This is a genomic window from Candidatus Micrarchaeum sp. (assembly GCF_016806735.1).
Lineage (GTDB): Archaea > Micrarchaeota > Micrarchaeia > Micrarchaeales > Micrarchaeaceae > Micrarchaeum_A > Micrarchaeum_A acidiphilum_A.
In genome coordinates this window covers 836,227-852,595 of record NZ_CP060530.1, presented here as the reverse complement: position 1 = coordinate 852,595, position 16,369 = coordinate 836,227, and the positions used below count along the sequence as shown (strand labels likewise).

The following is a 16,369-nucleotide window of genomic DNA, read 5'->3' as shown; positions in this document are numbered from 1 at the left end:
AATAAAAATGCATATTGTGATTAGGTATCCCTTCATTTCCATCTCCCATTTGCATAATATTCATGAATTGCATACGGCAAAATACAAATTCAATGATCCTTGCAATAAATGCAATATTTCTATTTTTTGCGGCCTGCGCCTGGCTTATGCTTGTCAGTTTTTGTGATATATGCAGAATCGCCAGCTTTCGGGATTCCGGATTCCTCTATCAACTTTTCAGCAAGATCTAAAATCGCTTTGCTGAACCTGTTTTTTGGGCTAAGCAAGAAAGCCGGTATCTTGGAGGCTATACTCACAGGTACTATTTCGTCTTCAGGCACTATTGCTGCTATTTCCCCTTCGTAGGTTTCCCTTATTTCCTTTATGTTTATCTCATATTTTTTATTGCTTACCCTGTTCACAAGCAGCATGTTTGGGACTTTCCTGCTAGAAAAATACTCGGAAAGCCTCAATGCACTCATGTAGCTAGGCATGTCCGGATTTGTTACTATAAGCGTATGGTCTATCTTCCTTGTTATTACATCAGGGAAATATCCCGGTTGCGTGTCGACTATTACGATGTCATAATCCGATTTCTTGAGGGTATTGTACGCGACTTCCACTTCATGCTCATTCATTCCGAAGGCCTGCATGCTTATGGGGCTGCATATTACTGCAAGCCCTGTGGGCCCGTGCGTAATTACGGTATATTCTAAATTAGCCTTTCCCTTCAAGAGGTCTATGAATCCTCCTGTAGAATTTTCGAGCCCAAGATGAAGCCCTACGGATGGATTCGACGCGTCTGCATCCACTAACAATACGGAATAGCCTTTCAATTTCAGCGCGACAGAAAGGTTCACTGCTATGGTTGTCTTGCCCACACCTCCTTTCTGGGCAGATATCCTAAGTATGTAAGGCCTATCGCTTACTATAAAATTGCTATCGCTTTTCATCCAAATTCCTTTTTATCTGTTTCTTTATACTTTCTATCCTATCTATCCTATCCCTCTTATAGTGCGATTTATTATTGTAAGAATAATAAGCAAGGCTTAATATTATTGCCAGAGCTACAATTATTAAAACAATAAAATACTTACGTGCTACATTGCCTATGGAATTCAACGCGGTTGCAAGCGCGTTTGGCTTTATTGTAGTGGTTGTTGTGGTGTTGACTGGGCTTGGCATCACTATAAGTGCTACCGAGTAGTTAAGCGCTGCGTTCGGCGCAGTTATATAGAGTTTCTCATTCGAAGTGCCGGCTATTCCTCCCGCATGCTGGTTGAAGTAAATATACAGTACTTGGTTTGGAACCGCAAGCACTGTCTGAGAAGAGTTGTGTATTGTCATATAATATGGCCCTGTGAGGCCGAATGTAATGTTTTCTGCGTATGATCCAGTATACAACAATTCCACTTCGGTTGTTCCATTGCCGTAAGTCCTGAAAGTCGGGGAATCAACATAAAGCAGCCTCAATATGCTAGCAGTGCTCGATGTCGGAACGAATATATTGGTGGTTATGCCGCTCATCAGGAGCTGGCTGCTGGGCCTCTTCACGTATACGTATGCGTATATGTTCTGGTTAGGGCCAAGCTTGCTTATATGCCATTCTATGTAATAATAGCCGTTGCTTTCAGTTATGTTGTTTGGTACGCCGTACGCGTCCATGTAGCTCTCGTTTGGTATTAGCCCCTGCGGCAAATAGGTTATTGCCGTGCCGTTGGTTATGGTCACGTTGCTTGGGGTGCTTATGCTAACGACTATGTATCCATCGTTAGTGTTGTTGAGCAGCTCAACTGCCGTGTTTATAACCGGTTTGTTGGGTTCCTTCCCTGAGACCGAATAAGTAACGTAATCGGTATAAACGCTAGTCCTGTTGTTGAGAGTAGCAGTTACATTTATCGGTATGTTATAGATGCCAGAGCTGAGGTTTCTGCTGTTTATTTGCAAATTTACCGAAACGGTTCCACCAGCGCTCAAGGCGATGCTATTCTCTGAAAGCTTTACGATATTGCTTAGATATGACGGAACGGTGAAGTTTATGGTCTCTGTGGAATTTGACGGGTTTGATATGCCTATGCTGGTGCCTATTGTCGCATTCGGCACACTAGTTAAGTATAATGGTACCGTTGTGAGATTTGCCTTGGGTATCTTCGGTATCGGAGTTGGCGGTACTGTTATCGGATGGGGTGCAGAATGGCTTGGTAAGTTTACCGTATATGTGAAGTTCAATACGTTGCTCTTGGTGTAGTTTCTTCCATGGGCCGACTTTTTATATTCTGCATAAGCGTATGCAGTATAAGTGCCTGGCTTACCTGCAAATCCATACTCAGTAAGTGTTACATTCTCTGTGGAGGGATAAGCAGTTATGTTTTTTACATCATTTGTAATTATCCTAGCACCTGGAGCGGTAGAGTTGATAAATAGTTCTATGTCACTGGGGCTATAATTGCCAATGTTCGAAAGCTCAATATAAAAGTTTACAGGCGATCCGATAGTCACTGAGCTGCTGACAGTGAAGTTCTTAAGCACGATACTTACTGGGGCCAAAACGGTGAAAGCCGAAGTTATTGAATTTTCAGTCTGATTGTTTTTAAAGCCAAGGGAAGCGTTGTAATTACCAATTTCCAATTCCGACGCATTAAACCCAACCGTGCCGTTTACTAAGGAATTGAACGACTTAACGCTGGCACTTTCCGATTCGGCTATGCTTCCATTGCTTGATTCTATTAGCAATTTTCCATCCATTCCGGGAACCCTGCAGTTTACCAAGGGCTTCAATTCATAACTAATTAGGTAATTGCCATATTCAGGTATAACGGTAAGGCTGTTGCTTGGCAAGTCCATGCTTAATGAGAAAGGGCATCCAACCACTACATTGGCACTGAGCGTGGAGCTTGAGTTGCTGCTTGCGAAAGAATAAGACGGGAGTATTGCAATACTGGCAAAAATTACAAATGACATAAGCATTGCATGCAAGTTCATGGCATATTACCCCGGAACATTCCGGACGATATTTAAATTATTATCCAATAGTGGTTTTGAATGCTATTTATAATAAACTTACATACACTCCTATTCTAAATATGGCTGATGTTACTAGCAAAAATTACTTATAGAATAATATACGCTTATATAAAAAGGACAAACCTATATAATTTTTCTTTGCGCATAAAGCTTACGGTATTGTTTGCAGCCTAAATACGCTTGGGGCGATGAAAGAGCCCGCGCTATTTAAATCTGAATTATTGGTAATGCATATGCAGGATAATCTGTCCAAGGGATCAAATCACGCAATCCTAGCGTATTCGGCTCTTCTTGCAGGATTCATAGCGATGCTTTCTGACTTCTACTACATGCAAATCCTGTCATATTCTGTGGGCTTGGTAAAGGGCATAACTTCAATGATAACGGAATACAACATTACCCCGTCCAACACCCTCCTCGCATCACTGTCAGAATCTTCTGCAGTAGTCATAGCAGTGCACATCACATACGTGATGCTGCCATTTGCATTGATAATGTTCGCAATAGGCGCGATATGGCTATTGGGAAAGCAAAGCTATAGGGTGCTTGGCATCGGCCTTATCTTCTCTTCTGTTGTATTCGGGATGCTGCTCGGGGTGTTAAACACCGACTTCTACCTCGGCCCGATACGGGGCCTTGGCCCGTTCCTTGGCGTTGCACTGGGAATAATAGCTGGCTCTCTAGAGCTTTCATATTCAAGCAGGAGGCATTCTACGCATTCAGCAAGGCCGATAAACATAAACCCGGATACACCGTATTCCAATATGTTAGTGCTCTCCAGGAAGTTCTTTGCAAAGCTCTCAGGAGACATGAGCATACTCGACATGCACTTTGACAACAAGGCAGTGGAAAACCTTCTTCTGCTGCTGAACGGCAACGAACAGGGCCACAGCTTGGTAAGGGTGCTGACAAGCGCAAACAGGCTAGGTTCCCACTTTGAAAGGAGCTATTTCGATTTCAAAGAGGAGTTGTCCAACAAGGGAGTTTCACTAGAGCTCAGGGTTATGTCGGATACGGACGCGCAGCAGCAGCACGAAAGGCTTATAATAGACTCGCAGAGTGCGTACAAGATACCTCCAATAAACATAATAAACAAGAAGAGCGAGCACATAGTCTCGATAAACAGGTCTGAGGCTCTTTCCAGATTCGAAGAGATATGGCAGCGCTCAACAAAATACGAGAACTACAACAAAAAACCTCAAAAATAAAAACAAAAATAAAAATAAACCGCAAGCTTTATTACGATTGGCTTTCCTAAAAAGTAAAGGGCTGTAATTTTAAGGCGATCGCACTTTTCGATGCCCAAAAACGCAAACAAAGGTAATGAATGTGGGGATGCAAAACCGCGCAATGCTTCTGGCAATACTGCCAATACTGCTGGCAACGATGTCTTTTGCCGGCTTCGTAGGGAACGCAACGATACATGCGCCAGCGGTAATATTGCAGACAAACAATGGCACCCTTACTATAATAAAGCTAAATGTGACCACTGGAACAGGCATAGTAAACATAACCGGGCCCTTGAGCGTGGGCCAATCTACAATAAATTCATCTGAGGCTGCAGCCATTGTCGCATCTTCGAAGCTCGGGCTCAACTACAAGAATTACAATTTCCACTATCAAATAAATGACAACTTTGCCAACGTATCCGGCCCGAGCGCTGGAACGGCTATGACCCTTCTTGCGCTTTCCGCTCTTTCGCACAAAAGCCTGCTAGACAATTTTACCGTTACCGGAGTAATAAACTATAACGGCACGATAGGCGAAATAGGCGGAGTATACGACAAGATAGAAGCCGCAAAAGCGCGCGGGATGAGCTTCATAATGGTCCCATTCGCAGGAAACAATTCGCTGGAAACCGAAATATACTACCTTGCTTCAAGGTATTTTGGCATGCGTGTCATCCCGATAAATAATGTAAGCCAGGCGTTCTTGTATGCCACGGGCAGCGTTCCAGTTTCTGGCTTAAATGTCAGCTTCAACGTTTCGGACAACTATAATATATCCGGAATACCACAGGCAAATCTCTCATGCTCGAACCAGTGCAACCAAACCGCATTGGCAGAGCTTGCAAGTTTTACGCTAAATTTCACCAATGCTTCAATAAGCAATGTCTCGGCTTTCAGCAGGTTCGCGCCAATAGCCAGAAACCTGTCCATAAACGCGTTGGAAGCATCGCAGCTGGCACAGAAGGGCTATTATTACACTTCTGCTGACGTTGCATTCATAGATTTCATAAACAGCTTCATGTTTCAGAATCCAAACTTGAGCATATCGCGCGGCCAGGCCCTGCTGAATTCCGTGAGCTACTACTGCAGCTCCCTGAATCCTCCGCCTCTCACCCGTTCAAACTATAACGACGTGCTGAACGGGGAGCTCAGGCAGCTCTGGGGAAACGTCACAATAAACGCGCTGCTCAGCCAGTACAATTCGACCGCGATAGACTCCGACGGGGTTCTCAGGAACGTATACTCTGCAGCAGAGGCATACGCGTGGTGCAAGGCCGCCAGCCAGATATACTCCGAAAGCTCGCCTTCGGGCAGCTATCAGGCAGTTAACGTGAGCAACCAGCTAAAGCCCGTTGCCCAGTCGGCAATATCCTCTGCATTGTCATCCCCCTCTTCATCTTCGGTCCCGAGCGTTTATATAATAGGGGCAAAGGTTGCCTTGGACCAGGGAAACTACGCACTGGCACTCCTCGATTCTGATTACATGGTCTCTGACGAGCACAGCATACCGTCAAACGTTTCGGAAGGCGGAATATACAACGCTACGGCTTCCCTTATAAACTCGTCGCGCTTCGGCGCGTGGGCCACGCAGTTTGCCGATGAAGCGCTCTTCTACATGAACGAATCGTCGCTCGTGTCCCCGCAGAGATCTGCCTCAATGCTTTCCAGCGGCTATTACGCTGCGCTCCTCGGCAGCGAAATTAGCAATTCCACGAAGGAGATATATAGCATGCTAACTACTGCCCCGGTATCAAAGCCATCGACTACCCAGCCATCGAGCCCTAGCCATGCCCTGCCGTCAACGATAAATATAATAATTATTCTGCTGCTAATCATAATCGCGCTTTTGCTTGCCACTCTGGTGGTTGCATTCATTACCCTTAGCGAGCTCAGGAACGAGCTTAGGGGCGGAAATCAAAGGGGCAAGCGGGCAAGGTGACAATTTATGGCAAACGATTTACCAGGAAAAGTGTGCGTTTCATGCGGCAGGCTGACTCATGAATACAGCGAATTCAAGTGCCCCAGCTGCGGCGAAACCAACATAGTCAGGTGCTCCCACTGCAGGGAGATAGCAAACACATATAAGTGCAGCAACTGCGGATTTGAGGGACCATAATGGCAAAAGTAGGAGTAGTATTCAACGTATACGCAGAGGAAGGCAGATTTGACGAGGTTTCTCAAAACATAAAAGCAAGCCTTAGCCCTGCAAGCATGGATTCGCAGGAGGTCGCTTTCGGCATAAAGGTGCTCAAGGTGTTCTTCACCTTCGATGACGAGAAAAACAGCTCGTCCAAGATCGAGGAGCAGCTCAAGGCGATATCCGGAGTGAGCCAGGTCGACGTTTCTGAGGAAAGCCTCATATAAGGCGTTCTTGTCCTAAAAGCAGCCCATTCGCTTAATGTCGATTCTACACAAAAGGCTTAATATATAAGGCAATGGACATTATACCACATGCATAAAGAGGTGCTAAGATGTTCAAGAGCATATCGACATTCGAGATTGACAGCAAGTCAAGGCTGGTTACGCAGTTGCCCCTATCAGTCCAAAGCGACGAACAAGCGGTATCTGCCAGGGAAGCAGTAAGGAAGATTGCGGAAGATGTACTGGGCGGAATTCCCAAAGCTAAAATCTCTGTCAGCAATGACGTTTCAGATCCGTCTAGCCTGGTAAGGGTAGACAAGTATGAATTCGTAATAAACAGCCTCAGTGAGGGGCGCAAAGTCCTGACGATGAGGGCACACTGCGAAGACCCATACGATCCAAAGGAAATCGACGAATTCGTTTCGATAATGGAAGCGGCAAAGAATTACCTCAAAGCGGAGAGATAAGCCGCACCGCCCGCCAGCACAAAGCTTGGCGGCGCTTCCAACGTTTTTTGCACATTGCATAAAAACCTTAAATCCTAATCCTAGTTGTCAGGGTTGCATATATGATAAAATCCATAAAACTAACCAACTGGAAGACCCATGATAACACAAAAATAGAATTCCAGAAGGGAACCAACGTTATAGTCGGCCTAATGGGTGCCGGAAAAAGCTCCATGATGGACGCAATGTCGTTTGCGCTTTTCGGAACTTTTCCAGCACTGGAGCACAGGCGTTACAAGGTAGAAGACATAATAATGAACAGGCCAAGCAGGAAAAGCACGGCCGGTGTCGAGCTGGAGCTGGTTCTCGGCAGCGACACATATACAATAACCAGGACCATAGGCAGGAGCAAGAAGGCAGAAGCCAAAATAGAGAAGAATGGGCAGTATCTACAGACGCAGTCAGAGCGTGTAAACGAAGAGATAGAATCCATACTCAAAATAAATTATGAAGTCTTTTCGCGCGCCATATACGCGGAACAGAACAGGCTGGATTATTTCCTAGAGCTCAGGAAGGGAGAGCGCAAGAAGCAGATAGACGAGATGCTTGGCCTTGACAGGTTCGCTCTTGCTGAGGAGAACGCGACATCATTGATTAATGCGCTCAAGTCATATATACAGGAAGACGAAAAGCTGATAGAGAGCGCAGACCTGAAGTCAATGCAGGACAGGTCCGAGGCCCTGCGCAAAGAGCAGAAGGAGGAAAAAGCAAAGGCGGAAGAGCTCTCAAAGGCTGCAAAGTCGCTGCGCGAAGAGCTCTTGCTCATGAAGCAGGAATATCAAAAAATGAAGGAGCAGTCAGATGCAAAGGCAGCTCTTTCTAAGGATATTGCAAGCATAGAAAGCAGGCTTTCCACTCTTTCATCACAGCTGGAAAAAATAAAGCTCCCAGAGAATACCAAACAGGAACTGGAATCGGAGGGCTCAAAAATCGCAGAGGAACTCAGGTCAGCGGACAAGGAAATAGAGTCGCTCCTAACTAAGGAGAAAGAAGCCATAAAGAAGCGCTCCACGGTAGATGCACAGCTGAGGCAGTGCATTTCGGATGCGGAAAAAGAATCAAAGATAAAAAACGAGATAGGAAAATCGGACTTGGAAGAGATAAAATCTTCGATAAATTCCAAGGACAGCGAGGTAAAGGCAGCGGTTTCAGGCCTTGCCGATTCGAGAAGCAGGCTTGCAGAGGCCCAGAAATGGCTTGACGAGCTCAGGAAGCACGAAAGCAATTGCCCGATATGCGAAAGGCCGCTCAGCAAAGAGCTCAAGAAGCGCCTCCTCGAGGAAAGGGATTCCCTAATCAAAAAGCTCAAAGAAGAAATATCCGCCAACGAGCAGAAGGTAACCTCAACAGAAAAGGAGCTTTCTGCGCTGAATGCAAAGTTCAACGAGATAAACGCCTTGATTGCAAAGCTTGCGTCTTACAAGGGTTCGTCTGAAAAAGCCAAAATCCTGCGTGCCGAAATGGTTTCTGCCGAAGCGCATGTTGCTGAACTCGAGAAGGCAGCCGAAGCGATCAAGCCAAAACGCGATGCCTTGGCCGAAAAGTCCGAAAAGAACAGGTCAGAAATAGAAGCCATAAATCGTGCCGATTCGATAAAATCAGAGATAGAATCTTCAAAAAAGGCTTTGGACGAGGCGAATTCCAGAATATCAAAAATAAAGGTTACGGACAAGGAATTGGAAGAGCTGCGCGAGAACTACAACGCAAAGAACGCAGAATACGCAAAGACAAATGCGGAACTAAAGGCGTCTTCAGAAGCTTCATCGAAGCTTCAGCTCCAGCTGGAGGAAATAATAAAGTCAATAGCAAGGCTCAACGAAATAGAGCAAAAGGTATCAGAAAGGCGCAGGATTTCAGCCGAAATTATGCGCTTCAAGAATGCGCTTATAGATACAGAAGCCCAGCTTAGGACAAGGCTTGTATCTTCGATAAACGAGCTGCTAGAGCAGCTGTGGATTGGTCTATATCCGTACGGGGACTATTCCAGCATAGCGCTCAGGGCATATCCTGACGACTATTCTCTTGAAGCTGCGGTAACTATAGACGGGGAACAGACATGGGTTCAAGTAGACGGAGTCTCAAGCGGCGGCGAGCGCAGCATAGCGTGCCTTGCGCTACGCATAGCCATGTCAATGGTTATAGTTCCGAATCTCAAATGGCTCATACTGGATGAGCCTACGCACAATCTTGACGCACAGGGAATAGCAAAGATGATAGAGGTATTTAGCAATTCCTTGCCAAGCATAGTCGAGCAGATATTCGTCATAACGCATGACGACGCGCTCAAGCAGGTTCACAACGCAAGAATATACGAATTCAGCAGGGACAAGTCAATAAACGAGCCCACAAAAATAGATACGGGCTAACTCTCTAGATTAAGGTGTGTAAAATGGAAGAACAGAAAAAAGAATCAATAAGTTTTGAAAACGGGAAATGGATAACTCCGGATCACCCAACCATACCCCTCGTATACGGCGACGGAATAGGCCCGGAAATAACAGCGGCTTCGGTATCGATAATAGATGCTGCTGTTGCAAAGGCATACAACGGCTCAAAGGGCATAAACTGGCTGCGTGTGGAAGCAGGCGAGGAGGCACAGAAGAAATACAATACGGGCCTCCCGGAAGAGACCTTGGACACAATAAAAGCATATAAGATAGTCTACAAGGGGCCGCTAACTACCCCGGTTGGCTCAGGGTTCAGGTCTTTGAACGTCACGCTCAGGATAATGCTGGACCTTTATGCAAACATAAGGCCAGTAAAATACATAGAAGGCCTGGACAGCCCGCTCAAATATCCGGAAAGGGTCGACATGGTCATATTCAGGGAAAATACTGACGACATATACACCGGAATAGAGTGGCCGTACAACAGCGCCGAAGCGGAGAAGGTCAGGGAGTTCCTCAAAACTTCGATGAACGTCAACATAGATCCGGATGCCGGCATCGGCATAAAGCCGATAGGCAAGGCGAAGACGCAGAGGATAACGAGGATGGCGATAAAATACGCCATAGAAAACGGGAGGAAATCCATAACGGTAATGCACAAGGGCAACATAATGAAATATACTGAGGGCGCATTCAAGGACTGGGCGTATGAAGTAGCGCAGAAGGAATTCGGGGACAAAATAGTTACCGAAGAAGAATTGTACTCAAAATACGAAGGCAAGATCCCGCAGGGAAAGATACTTTTCAACGACAGGATAGCGGACAACATGTTCCAGCAGATAATAACCAAGCCGGAGCTGTACGACGTGATACTGGCTCCGAACCTCAACGGCGATTACGTATCCGATGCGTGCGGTGCGCTAATAGGAGATATAGGCGTGCTCGGCGGCGCAAACGTTGGCGCAGAAGGTGGCATGTTTGAAGCTGCGCACGGGACCGCTCCTAAATATGCCAACAAGAACGTAGCAAATCCGATGGGCATACTTAAGGCCGGCGAGCTCATGCTGACTTTCATGGGGTGGACTGAAGCCGCAGGGCTCATATCAAAGGCCGTAGAAAAGGCCATGAAGGAGCGCAAGGTCACTCCTGACATAGCAAGGTTCATGGGTGTCGAAGCGCTAGGGACAAAGGAATTTGCGCAGTATCTTGTGGACGCGATAAAATCAGCATGAGCGCAAGCTCATGCCGCGTCCTCTGCTGACGCCATTACGTAGTTCAGGAAAACATCTTCCGGCTGCGCGCCTTCAAAAGAGTATTTGTCGTTTATGACTATCTTAGGCACTCCCATTACTGCATATTTCTTCGCCAAGTCCATGAATTCTGAAGCCTCTATCATGCTGCTCCTGACGAACTTGCTCTCCATCGCAAACTGGTGCGCTATTCTGACTGCTTTCGGGCACCACGGGCATGTCGGAGTCACGAATACCTTTATGTCCACGTGCTTCTTGAGCCCACTAAGCTTCTTCTTCGTGTTTTCCGAAAGGGTTGTCGAATTCCTCGATGCGTCTATTATGTCGCCAATCAAAGAAGCGAATTCATGCCCTGCTGGTATGCCCTTGTAAATCACTCCGTAAATGCGCTTTCCACCGATTACTGTAGACGGCGTGGCATCAACTCCAAGGAACTTTGCCTCGCTCCGGTGCTCGTTTATGTCGTATACCGTGAGCTTTATCCTGCTGTCTATGGAGCTAAGCTCCTCAAGCAGCTTCAGGTTTTCCCCGCAGTATTCGCATCTGTCCTTGGAATCCGTGAAATACATTACAGAGACGTCATCCGACATCTCCTTCTTGAAAGTTTCTTCTAGCGCTTTCCTGTCTCCGTCGTTCAGCATGCTCATTAAATCACTAAAATTTCATTGTGCCGGAAAATATATTTAAATCATTCATATTTCATCTATGCCATAGCTCCTCTTTTCGTTGCTTGGCCCGAACTCGCTGCTTTCAGAGCTTCCGAGTATCGATGGGCTTTTCACTCCGGTGAATATGGCTATGAGCTCTATCTTGCCGTTGTATGCGGGGTCGACCCTGGCTCCCCACAGTATGTTGGCATTCTGGGATATGTGCTCCGTCAGCTTCCTGCCTATCTCGTTTGCTTCTCCCAACGTAAGGTCGTCGCCTCCGGTTATGTGCATTAGCACTCCGGTAGCTCCGTCATAATCCACGTCAAGAAGCTTGTTCTTCAGCGTGTCTTCGACGGCTTCCTCGACCTTGTTGGTGCCCTTGCCTTCGCCTATGCTTATCATTGCAAGGCCGCCGCTGTTCATCACTGCTTTGACGTCTGCGAAATCTAGGTTTATGAAGCTTGGAGTATTGACGGTTTCGGTAATCCCCTTTACTGCCCTATACGCCACTTCGTCGGCAACCCTGAACGCCTGCTCAAGTGCAAGGTTCTGGTACAGGCTGACCAGCCTCTGGTTGTCTATGACTATGAGCGTGTCGACGTTCTTTCTTAGGTCCTGTATGCTCTTCATTGCAACCTGCAGCCTTACCTTCTCCAGCCTGAACGGGAATGTGACTATGCCTATAACTATGGCTCCGTTTTCCTTGGCTATGCCTGCAGCTACTGGAGCTGCGCCACCTCCTGTTCCTCCGCCCATTCCGGCGCATACGAACACCAGGTTATAGCCATCTAAAGCCTTCTTGAGGTCGCCCCTTGAGTATTCAGCGGCCCTAGCACCCATTTCAGGGAAGCCTCCTGCTCCCAGGCCCTTTGTCAGCGGCCCGCCGATAAGTATCCTGTTTATTGACGGATCCAGGCTGTTGAGGTGCTTGGAGTCCGTATTGACTGCTATGAAGCTGGCGCTCTTTATGCCCTGCTTTACCATCCTCTGTATCGTGTTGCTGCCCCCGCCGCCAAGTCCGCATACTGCAATCTTGGCCTTGAAAAGCGTGTCGTCAAAATCATTGTTGTTCAAAGCGTTGTCCAAGAGCTCCATGGTGTCACCTGCAAAACATACTCAATTAAAGTTTAAATGTATAATCCTAAATACCTGAGCAGGGATTTCCAAATCTTTTTATAGGTTTTTATGCTAAACTATTATCGCTAATCTCTTTTCTCAGGAGCATTAGATTTTTTTAGGAGTGTTTATAATGACAAGGCTAAGACCGGCAAGGACTTTTAGGTATATATTTTCGCAGGCATGGGCGAGGTACTCGCAGAAGAAGCCCAGAAAGAACTACATAAGGGCTAAGCCGCACACGAGCCTGCTGGTGTTCAACATGGGCGTAGACAAGCCAGATTTCGACACGGTCCTTACGCTAACGACAAAGCAGGCCATACAGCTTCGCTCAAACTCGATAGAATCGGCAAGGCAGATGATAAACAAGCACATGGAGCTCATGGCCCCTGGCGATTTCTACTTCAAGGTTCTTGTGTACCCACACATGATAATAAGGGAGCACAGGATGGCAACTGGCGCAGGAGCAGACCGTATATCGCAGGGAATGAGCCACGCTTTCGGCAAGCCGGTGAGCGTAGCTGCAAGGCTCAGGGAGGGCCAGCCTGTCTTCATGGTCAAGACAAGGGCAAAGAACGTGCCCCATGTCAGGGAAGCCTTCAGGAGGGCATCATCAAAGCTCTCAGGGCTTTACAAGCTCAACATAGAGCAGGCCCAGCAGGCCAAGAACTGAGCAATTCTGCAACCGTGCATTTTATGCCTGCAAAAAGGCCAACAGGCATAAATATTACTTTTTTTAAATGCTAAATCAGTGTTTCCAATGCGCATACTCATACAGTTTCCCGAAGGGCTAAAGCAGAAAGCTCTGGAATATGCCGAAAGCCTTGAAAAGGAAGGCAACGAGGTATTCATATCTGCTTCTCCCAACTTTGGCGCGTGCGACCTCGCTTTGGACGAAGCTAGGAACCTTAAGGTCGACAAGCTAATACACTACGGCCATGCAGAATTCAACAAGGTCGACTTCAACGTGGAATATGTCCCATACGAGATAGATGCCCCTTTGGATCTTCTGCCTAAATCGTTGGAGTACCTCAAGGATTTCAACAGGATAAGCGTGGTCACTACAGTACAGCACCTACACCAACTTGACAGCATAAAAGAATTCTACGAGAAAAACGGCAAAGAGGTCTTTATAGGAAGGCCATACGGCTTCGCCAAGCACCCGGGCCAGATACTGGGCTGCGACATAGGCAGCGCGGCTTCGGTGGACAGCAAGGTCGACGCTCACGTATATTTCGGCGGCGGCATATTCCATCCATTGGGAGCGCTTCTTAACACAAAAAAACCATTCCTGGTCATAGAGCCGTTTGACAACAAGGTGGAATTCATAGACAGCTTAAGGGATACCTATCAAAGGAGAAGCAAGGGCAAGGTTCTGGCCTCGCTTGATGCGAAGTCCATAGCGATACTGGTAAGCACAAAGAACGGCCAGCATAACCTGAAGCTTGCAGAGATACTCAAAAAGAAAATAGAATCCGAAGGGATCAAATCCGCAATCCTGGTATCAAACACGTTCGACTTCGATTCCATAAACAACATGATGGAGTTTGATGCATTCGTCAATACTGCATGCCCGCGCATAGCGATAGACGATACTGACAGATTGAGAAAGCCACTACTCAGCGCCAACGAGCTAATGCAGGTGCTTTCAATGAAGAAGGAGCTCATTGAGCTGAGACAAGGAAAACAGTAATCGTTTCCTCTTTTTCGCATAGCAACTCAAGATAAAGAATAGCTGCCGCTATGCTAAAAAAATCAAATTAAAAAAGAAAAAGAAAAAAAGAAAAGCTGAACTGATCAGCTTTCCTTCAGTGTTGTAGTTGCTATCTGCGACAACAATCCACTTGCGCTCGGCGTGTTATATACTACCCAAATAGTTCCGCTTGCCGATGTTCCTGGTGCTGTTGAGAAGTCTGCTCCTGTTGGTTGACTCGTTCCGTTGAGTGTAAAGTCTGCAGATACTGTTTGTCCGCTTGACAGGTCAGTTGTGGACGGCGACAAACTCGCTATAACATAATTGGCCGACGTTACTTGTGCTGCCGTTGTTGGATCTGCTACTCCTGATGGTACAAAGAAGAAGCTCACTCCAGTCCAAGATGTGCCTGTGCTCTGTCCAAGTGTTACATGCAATGTTCCGCTAGTCCAAACAGGGGAGCTGCACAAGAATCCGGAGCTTGCTATGCAAGTCGTTCCTGTGAAGGAGCTGCTGCTGAAGATTCCCAGTGAGAAAAGTGCCGCCAGCACTATCGCAATAATCAGTATTGCCCAACCGTATGTCATTAGGTATTCCATAGCGCTTTGCGCTTTTTGGTTTTTCATTCCCATGTACTAACACCTTTAAGTGCTAATAAATACTTCAATGCACAATATATATAAAGCTTACTTTAATACTGGAACATTTCTTCCCTTGCGTATTCCTAATCTATGAATTAGCCCAAAGCAGTTTTTATGAAGACAAAAATTCTTTTTCTTTAACGGAAAATTTTCATTTCATAAAACAAATTTTATTCGTGTAATTATGCTATGCCAAAGACGTTTATATAGATTGCTGGAAAAATAAATGAGGGGCAATCGCTCCTAATCGCAATAGGTGTAAAAATGGCAGAAGAACTGAATCCTTTCAAGATAGCACAACAGCAGCTGGACGAAGCTGCGGAGGTAATGGGTCTGGATGAGCAGGCACATGCAATACTTAGAGAACCAATGCGAACGCTGATAGTTAACATACCTGTGAAAATGCATGACGGCAAAGTCAAAGTTTTCCAGGGCTTTAGGGTGCAGTACAATGATGCAAGGGGCCCTACAAAAGGCGGCATAAGATTTCACCCGAAGGAGAGCATCGACACCGTGAAGGCGCTTTCAGCATGGATGACGTGGAAGGTTTCGCTTGCAAACGTACCGTTCGGCGGCTCTAAGGGCGGCGTAATCTGCGATACGAAAAGCATGACACCGCAAGAGCTTGAAGCTCTTTCCCGAGGATACATAAGGGCAATAGGAAAATACATAGGCCCGCAAGTTGACATACCTGCACCGGACGTCTATACTACCCCGCAGATAATGGCGTGGATGATGGATGAATACAGCAACATAGTGAGGCACAATGAGTTCGGTACAATAACCGGAAAGCCTTTGGAAGTCTGGGGAAGCGAAGGAAGAAACGATTCTACAGCGATGGGAGGGCTTTTCGTAATGAGGGAAGCAGCTAAGACGCTTGGCATAGACCTCAAGAAGGCGAAAATCGCAGTGCAGGGATTCGGCAATGCCGGAATGTATGCATACACGCTTTCAAAGAAGCTCTATGGCTCCAACGTCGTGGCAATAAGCGATTCCAACGGCGCCATATACGACCCGAATGGCCTGGATCTTGCCAAGCTTGAAAAGGCCAAGAAGGAAACAGGCAGCGTAACCGGCTACGAGGGCGGAGAAAAGATGACAAACGAGCAGCTGCTAGAGAGCGACGTTGACATACTCATACCGGCAGCAATAGAGAACCAGATAACGGGCTCAAACGCCGACAAGATAAAGGCCAAGCTTGTGCTTGAGCTTGCAAACGGGCCAGTAACACCAGATGCGGACAAGATTCTGCACGAGCGCAACATCTTCGACGTGCCAGACTTCCTTGTAAATTCCGGAGGGGTAATAGGCTCCTACTTCGAATGGGTGCAGAACATAGGCGGATACTACTGGAGCGCCGAAGAGGTATACTCCAAGCTTGACAAAATAATAACAAAGTCATACACGGACATGATGGCAACGAAGAAGGAGTACAATGACAAAGGAAAGAATATAACTCCGAGGACTGCAGCTTACATAATAGCGGTTTCCAGAGTCGCAGCGGCCATGAAAGCCAGAGGCTGGTACTGAAGG

15 protein-coding genes are annotated in these 16,369 nt (G+C 46.7%); 10 read left to right on the top strand and 5 right to left on the bottom strand.

The features are described 5' to 3' along the window. Window positions 1-119: 119 nt before the first annotated feature. Both Micr_RS04545 and Micr_RS04540 read right to left on the bottom strand, forming a co-directional pair. The gene (locus Micr_RS04545; RefSeq protein WP_203134493.1) at window positions 120-932 is read right to left on the bottom strand and encodes an AAA family ATPase; all 813 of its coding nucleotides are present in this window, start codon (window positions 930-932) and stop codon (window positions 120-122) included. Beyond that, a complete protein-coding gene (locus tag Micr_RS04540) occupies window positions 919-2,940 on the bottom strand; it encodes a hypothetical protein (RefSeq protein WP_203134492.1) in 2,022 nt (673 codons plus the stop codon). Before Micr_RS04540 ends, Micr_RS04545 begins: the two co-directional genes overlap by 14 nt. Window positions 2,941-3,236: 296 nt before the next feature. Here Micr_RS04540 and Micr_RS04535 point away from each other — a divergent pair, with 296 nt between their 5' ends. The 7 genes from Micr_RS04535 (at window position 3,237) to Micr_RS04505 (ending at window position 10,718) form a co-directional block, all read left to right on the top strand. Continuing rightward, on the top strand, window positions 3,237-4,211 hold the full coding sequence (locus Micr_RS04535) for a hypothetical protein (protein WP_203134491.1): 975 nt from the start codon (window positions 3,237-3,239) through the stop codon (window positions 4,209-4,211). A 127-nt stretch (window positions 4,212-4,338) separates the two neighbouring features. Beyond that, window positions 4,339-6,171, top strand: a complete 1,833-nt coding sequence (locus Micr_RS04530) for a S16 family serine protease (protein WP_226803586.1) — start codon at window positions 4,339-4,341, stop codon at window positions 6,169-6,171. A 6-nt stretch (window positions 6,172-6,177) separates the two neighbouring features. After that, complete coding sequence (locus Micr_RS04525; protein ID WP_203134489.1) at window positions 6,178-6,348, top strand: zinc finger domain-containing protein; 171 nt, start codon at window positions 6,178-6,180, stop codon at window positions 6,346-6,348. Then, window positions 6,348-6,596, top strand: coding sequence for a hypothetical protein (locus tag Micr_RS04520; RefSeq protein WP_203134488.1), 249 nt, complete (start codon window positions 6,348-6,350; stop codon window positions 6,594-6,596). Before Micr_RS04525 ends, Micr_RS04520 begins: the two co-directional genes overlap by 1 nt. Window positions 6,597-6,703: 107 nt before the next feature. After that, the gene (locus Micr_RS04515) at window positions 6,704-7,060 is read left to right on the top strand and encodes a hypothetical protein (protein ID WP_203134487.1); all 357 of its coding nucleotides are present in this window, start codon (window positions 6,704-6,706) and stop codon (window positions 7,058-7,060) included. 101 nt (window positions 7,061-7,161) lie between these two features. Next, a complete protein-coding gene (locus tag Micr_RS04510) occupies window positions 7,162-9,465 on the top strand; it encodes an AAA family ATPase (protein WP_203134486.1) in 2,304 nt (767 codons plus the stop codon). Between the two features lie 23 nt (window positions 9,466-9,488). Next, window positions 9,489-10,718 carry an NADP-dependent isocitrate dehydrogenase gene (locus Micr_RS04505; RefSeq protein ID WP_203134485.1) on the top strand — a complete coding sequence of 410 codons (1,230 nt, stop codon included), beginning with the start codon at window positions 9,489-9,491 and terminating at the stop codon, window positions 10,716-10,718. Between the two features lie 8 nt (window positions 10,719-10,726). On the opposite strand, the gene pdo is transcribed toward Micr_RS04505, so the two are convergent. Together pdo and ftsZ are read right to left on the bottom strand one after the other, a co-directional pair. After that, window positions 10,727-11,383 carry a protein disulfide oxidoreductase gene (gene pdo / locus Micr_RS04500; RefSeq protein WP_203134484.1) on the bottom strand — a complete coding sequence of 219 codons (657 nt, stop codon included), beginning with the start codon at window positions 11,381-11,383 and terminating at the stop codon, window positions 10,727-10,729. 45 nt (window positions 11,384-11,428) lie between these two features. Then, complete coding sequence (gene ftsZ / locus Micr_RS04495; protein WP_203134483.1) at window positions 11,429-12,481, bottom strand: cell division protein FtsZ; 1,053 nt, start codon at window positions 12,479-12,481, stop codon at window positions 11,429-11,431. A 154-nt stretch (window positions 12,482-12,635) separates the two neighbouring features. On the opposite strand from ftsZ, the gene Micr_RS04490 reads away from it, so the two are divergent. Both Micr_RS04490 and dph2 read left to right on the top strand, forming a co-directional pair. Beyond that, the gene (locus Micr_RS04490) at window positions 12,636-13,175 is read left to right on the top strand and encodes a 50S ribosomal protein L16 (RefSeq protein WP_203134482.1); all 540 of its coding nucleotides are present in this window, start codon (window positions 12,636-12,638) and stop codon (window positions 13,173-13,175) included. Window positions 13,176-13,262: 87 nt separating this feature from the next. Next, window positions 13,263-14,195, top strand: a complete 933-nt coding sequence (gene dph2 / locus Micr_RS04485; protein WP_203134481.1) for a diphthamide biosynthesis enzyme Dph2 — start codon at window positions 13,263-13,265, stop codon at window positions 14,193-14,195. Window positions 14,196-14,299: 104 nt separating this feature from the next. Here the strand turns inward: dph2 and Micr_RS04480 are convergent, their stop codons facing one another. Further along, window positions 14,300-14,821 (bottom strand): hypothetical protein, encoded by a 522-nt coding sequence (locus Micr_RS04480; RefSeq protein ID WP_226803553.1) that lies wholly within the window; start codon window positions 14,819-14,821, stop codon window positions 14,300-14,302. Between the two features lie 279 nt (window positions 14,822-15,100). On the opposite strand from Micr_RS04480, the gene Micr_RS04475 reads away from it, so the two are divergent. Then, window positions 15,101-16,366: a Glu/Leu/Phe/Val family dehydrogenase gene (locus Micr_RS04475; RefSeq protein WP_203134479.1), complete on the top strand. Its 1,266-nt coding sequence runs from the start codon at window positions 15,101-15,103 to the stop codon at window positions 16,364-16,366. Window positions 16,367-16,369 lie beyond the last annotated feature (3 nt).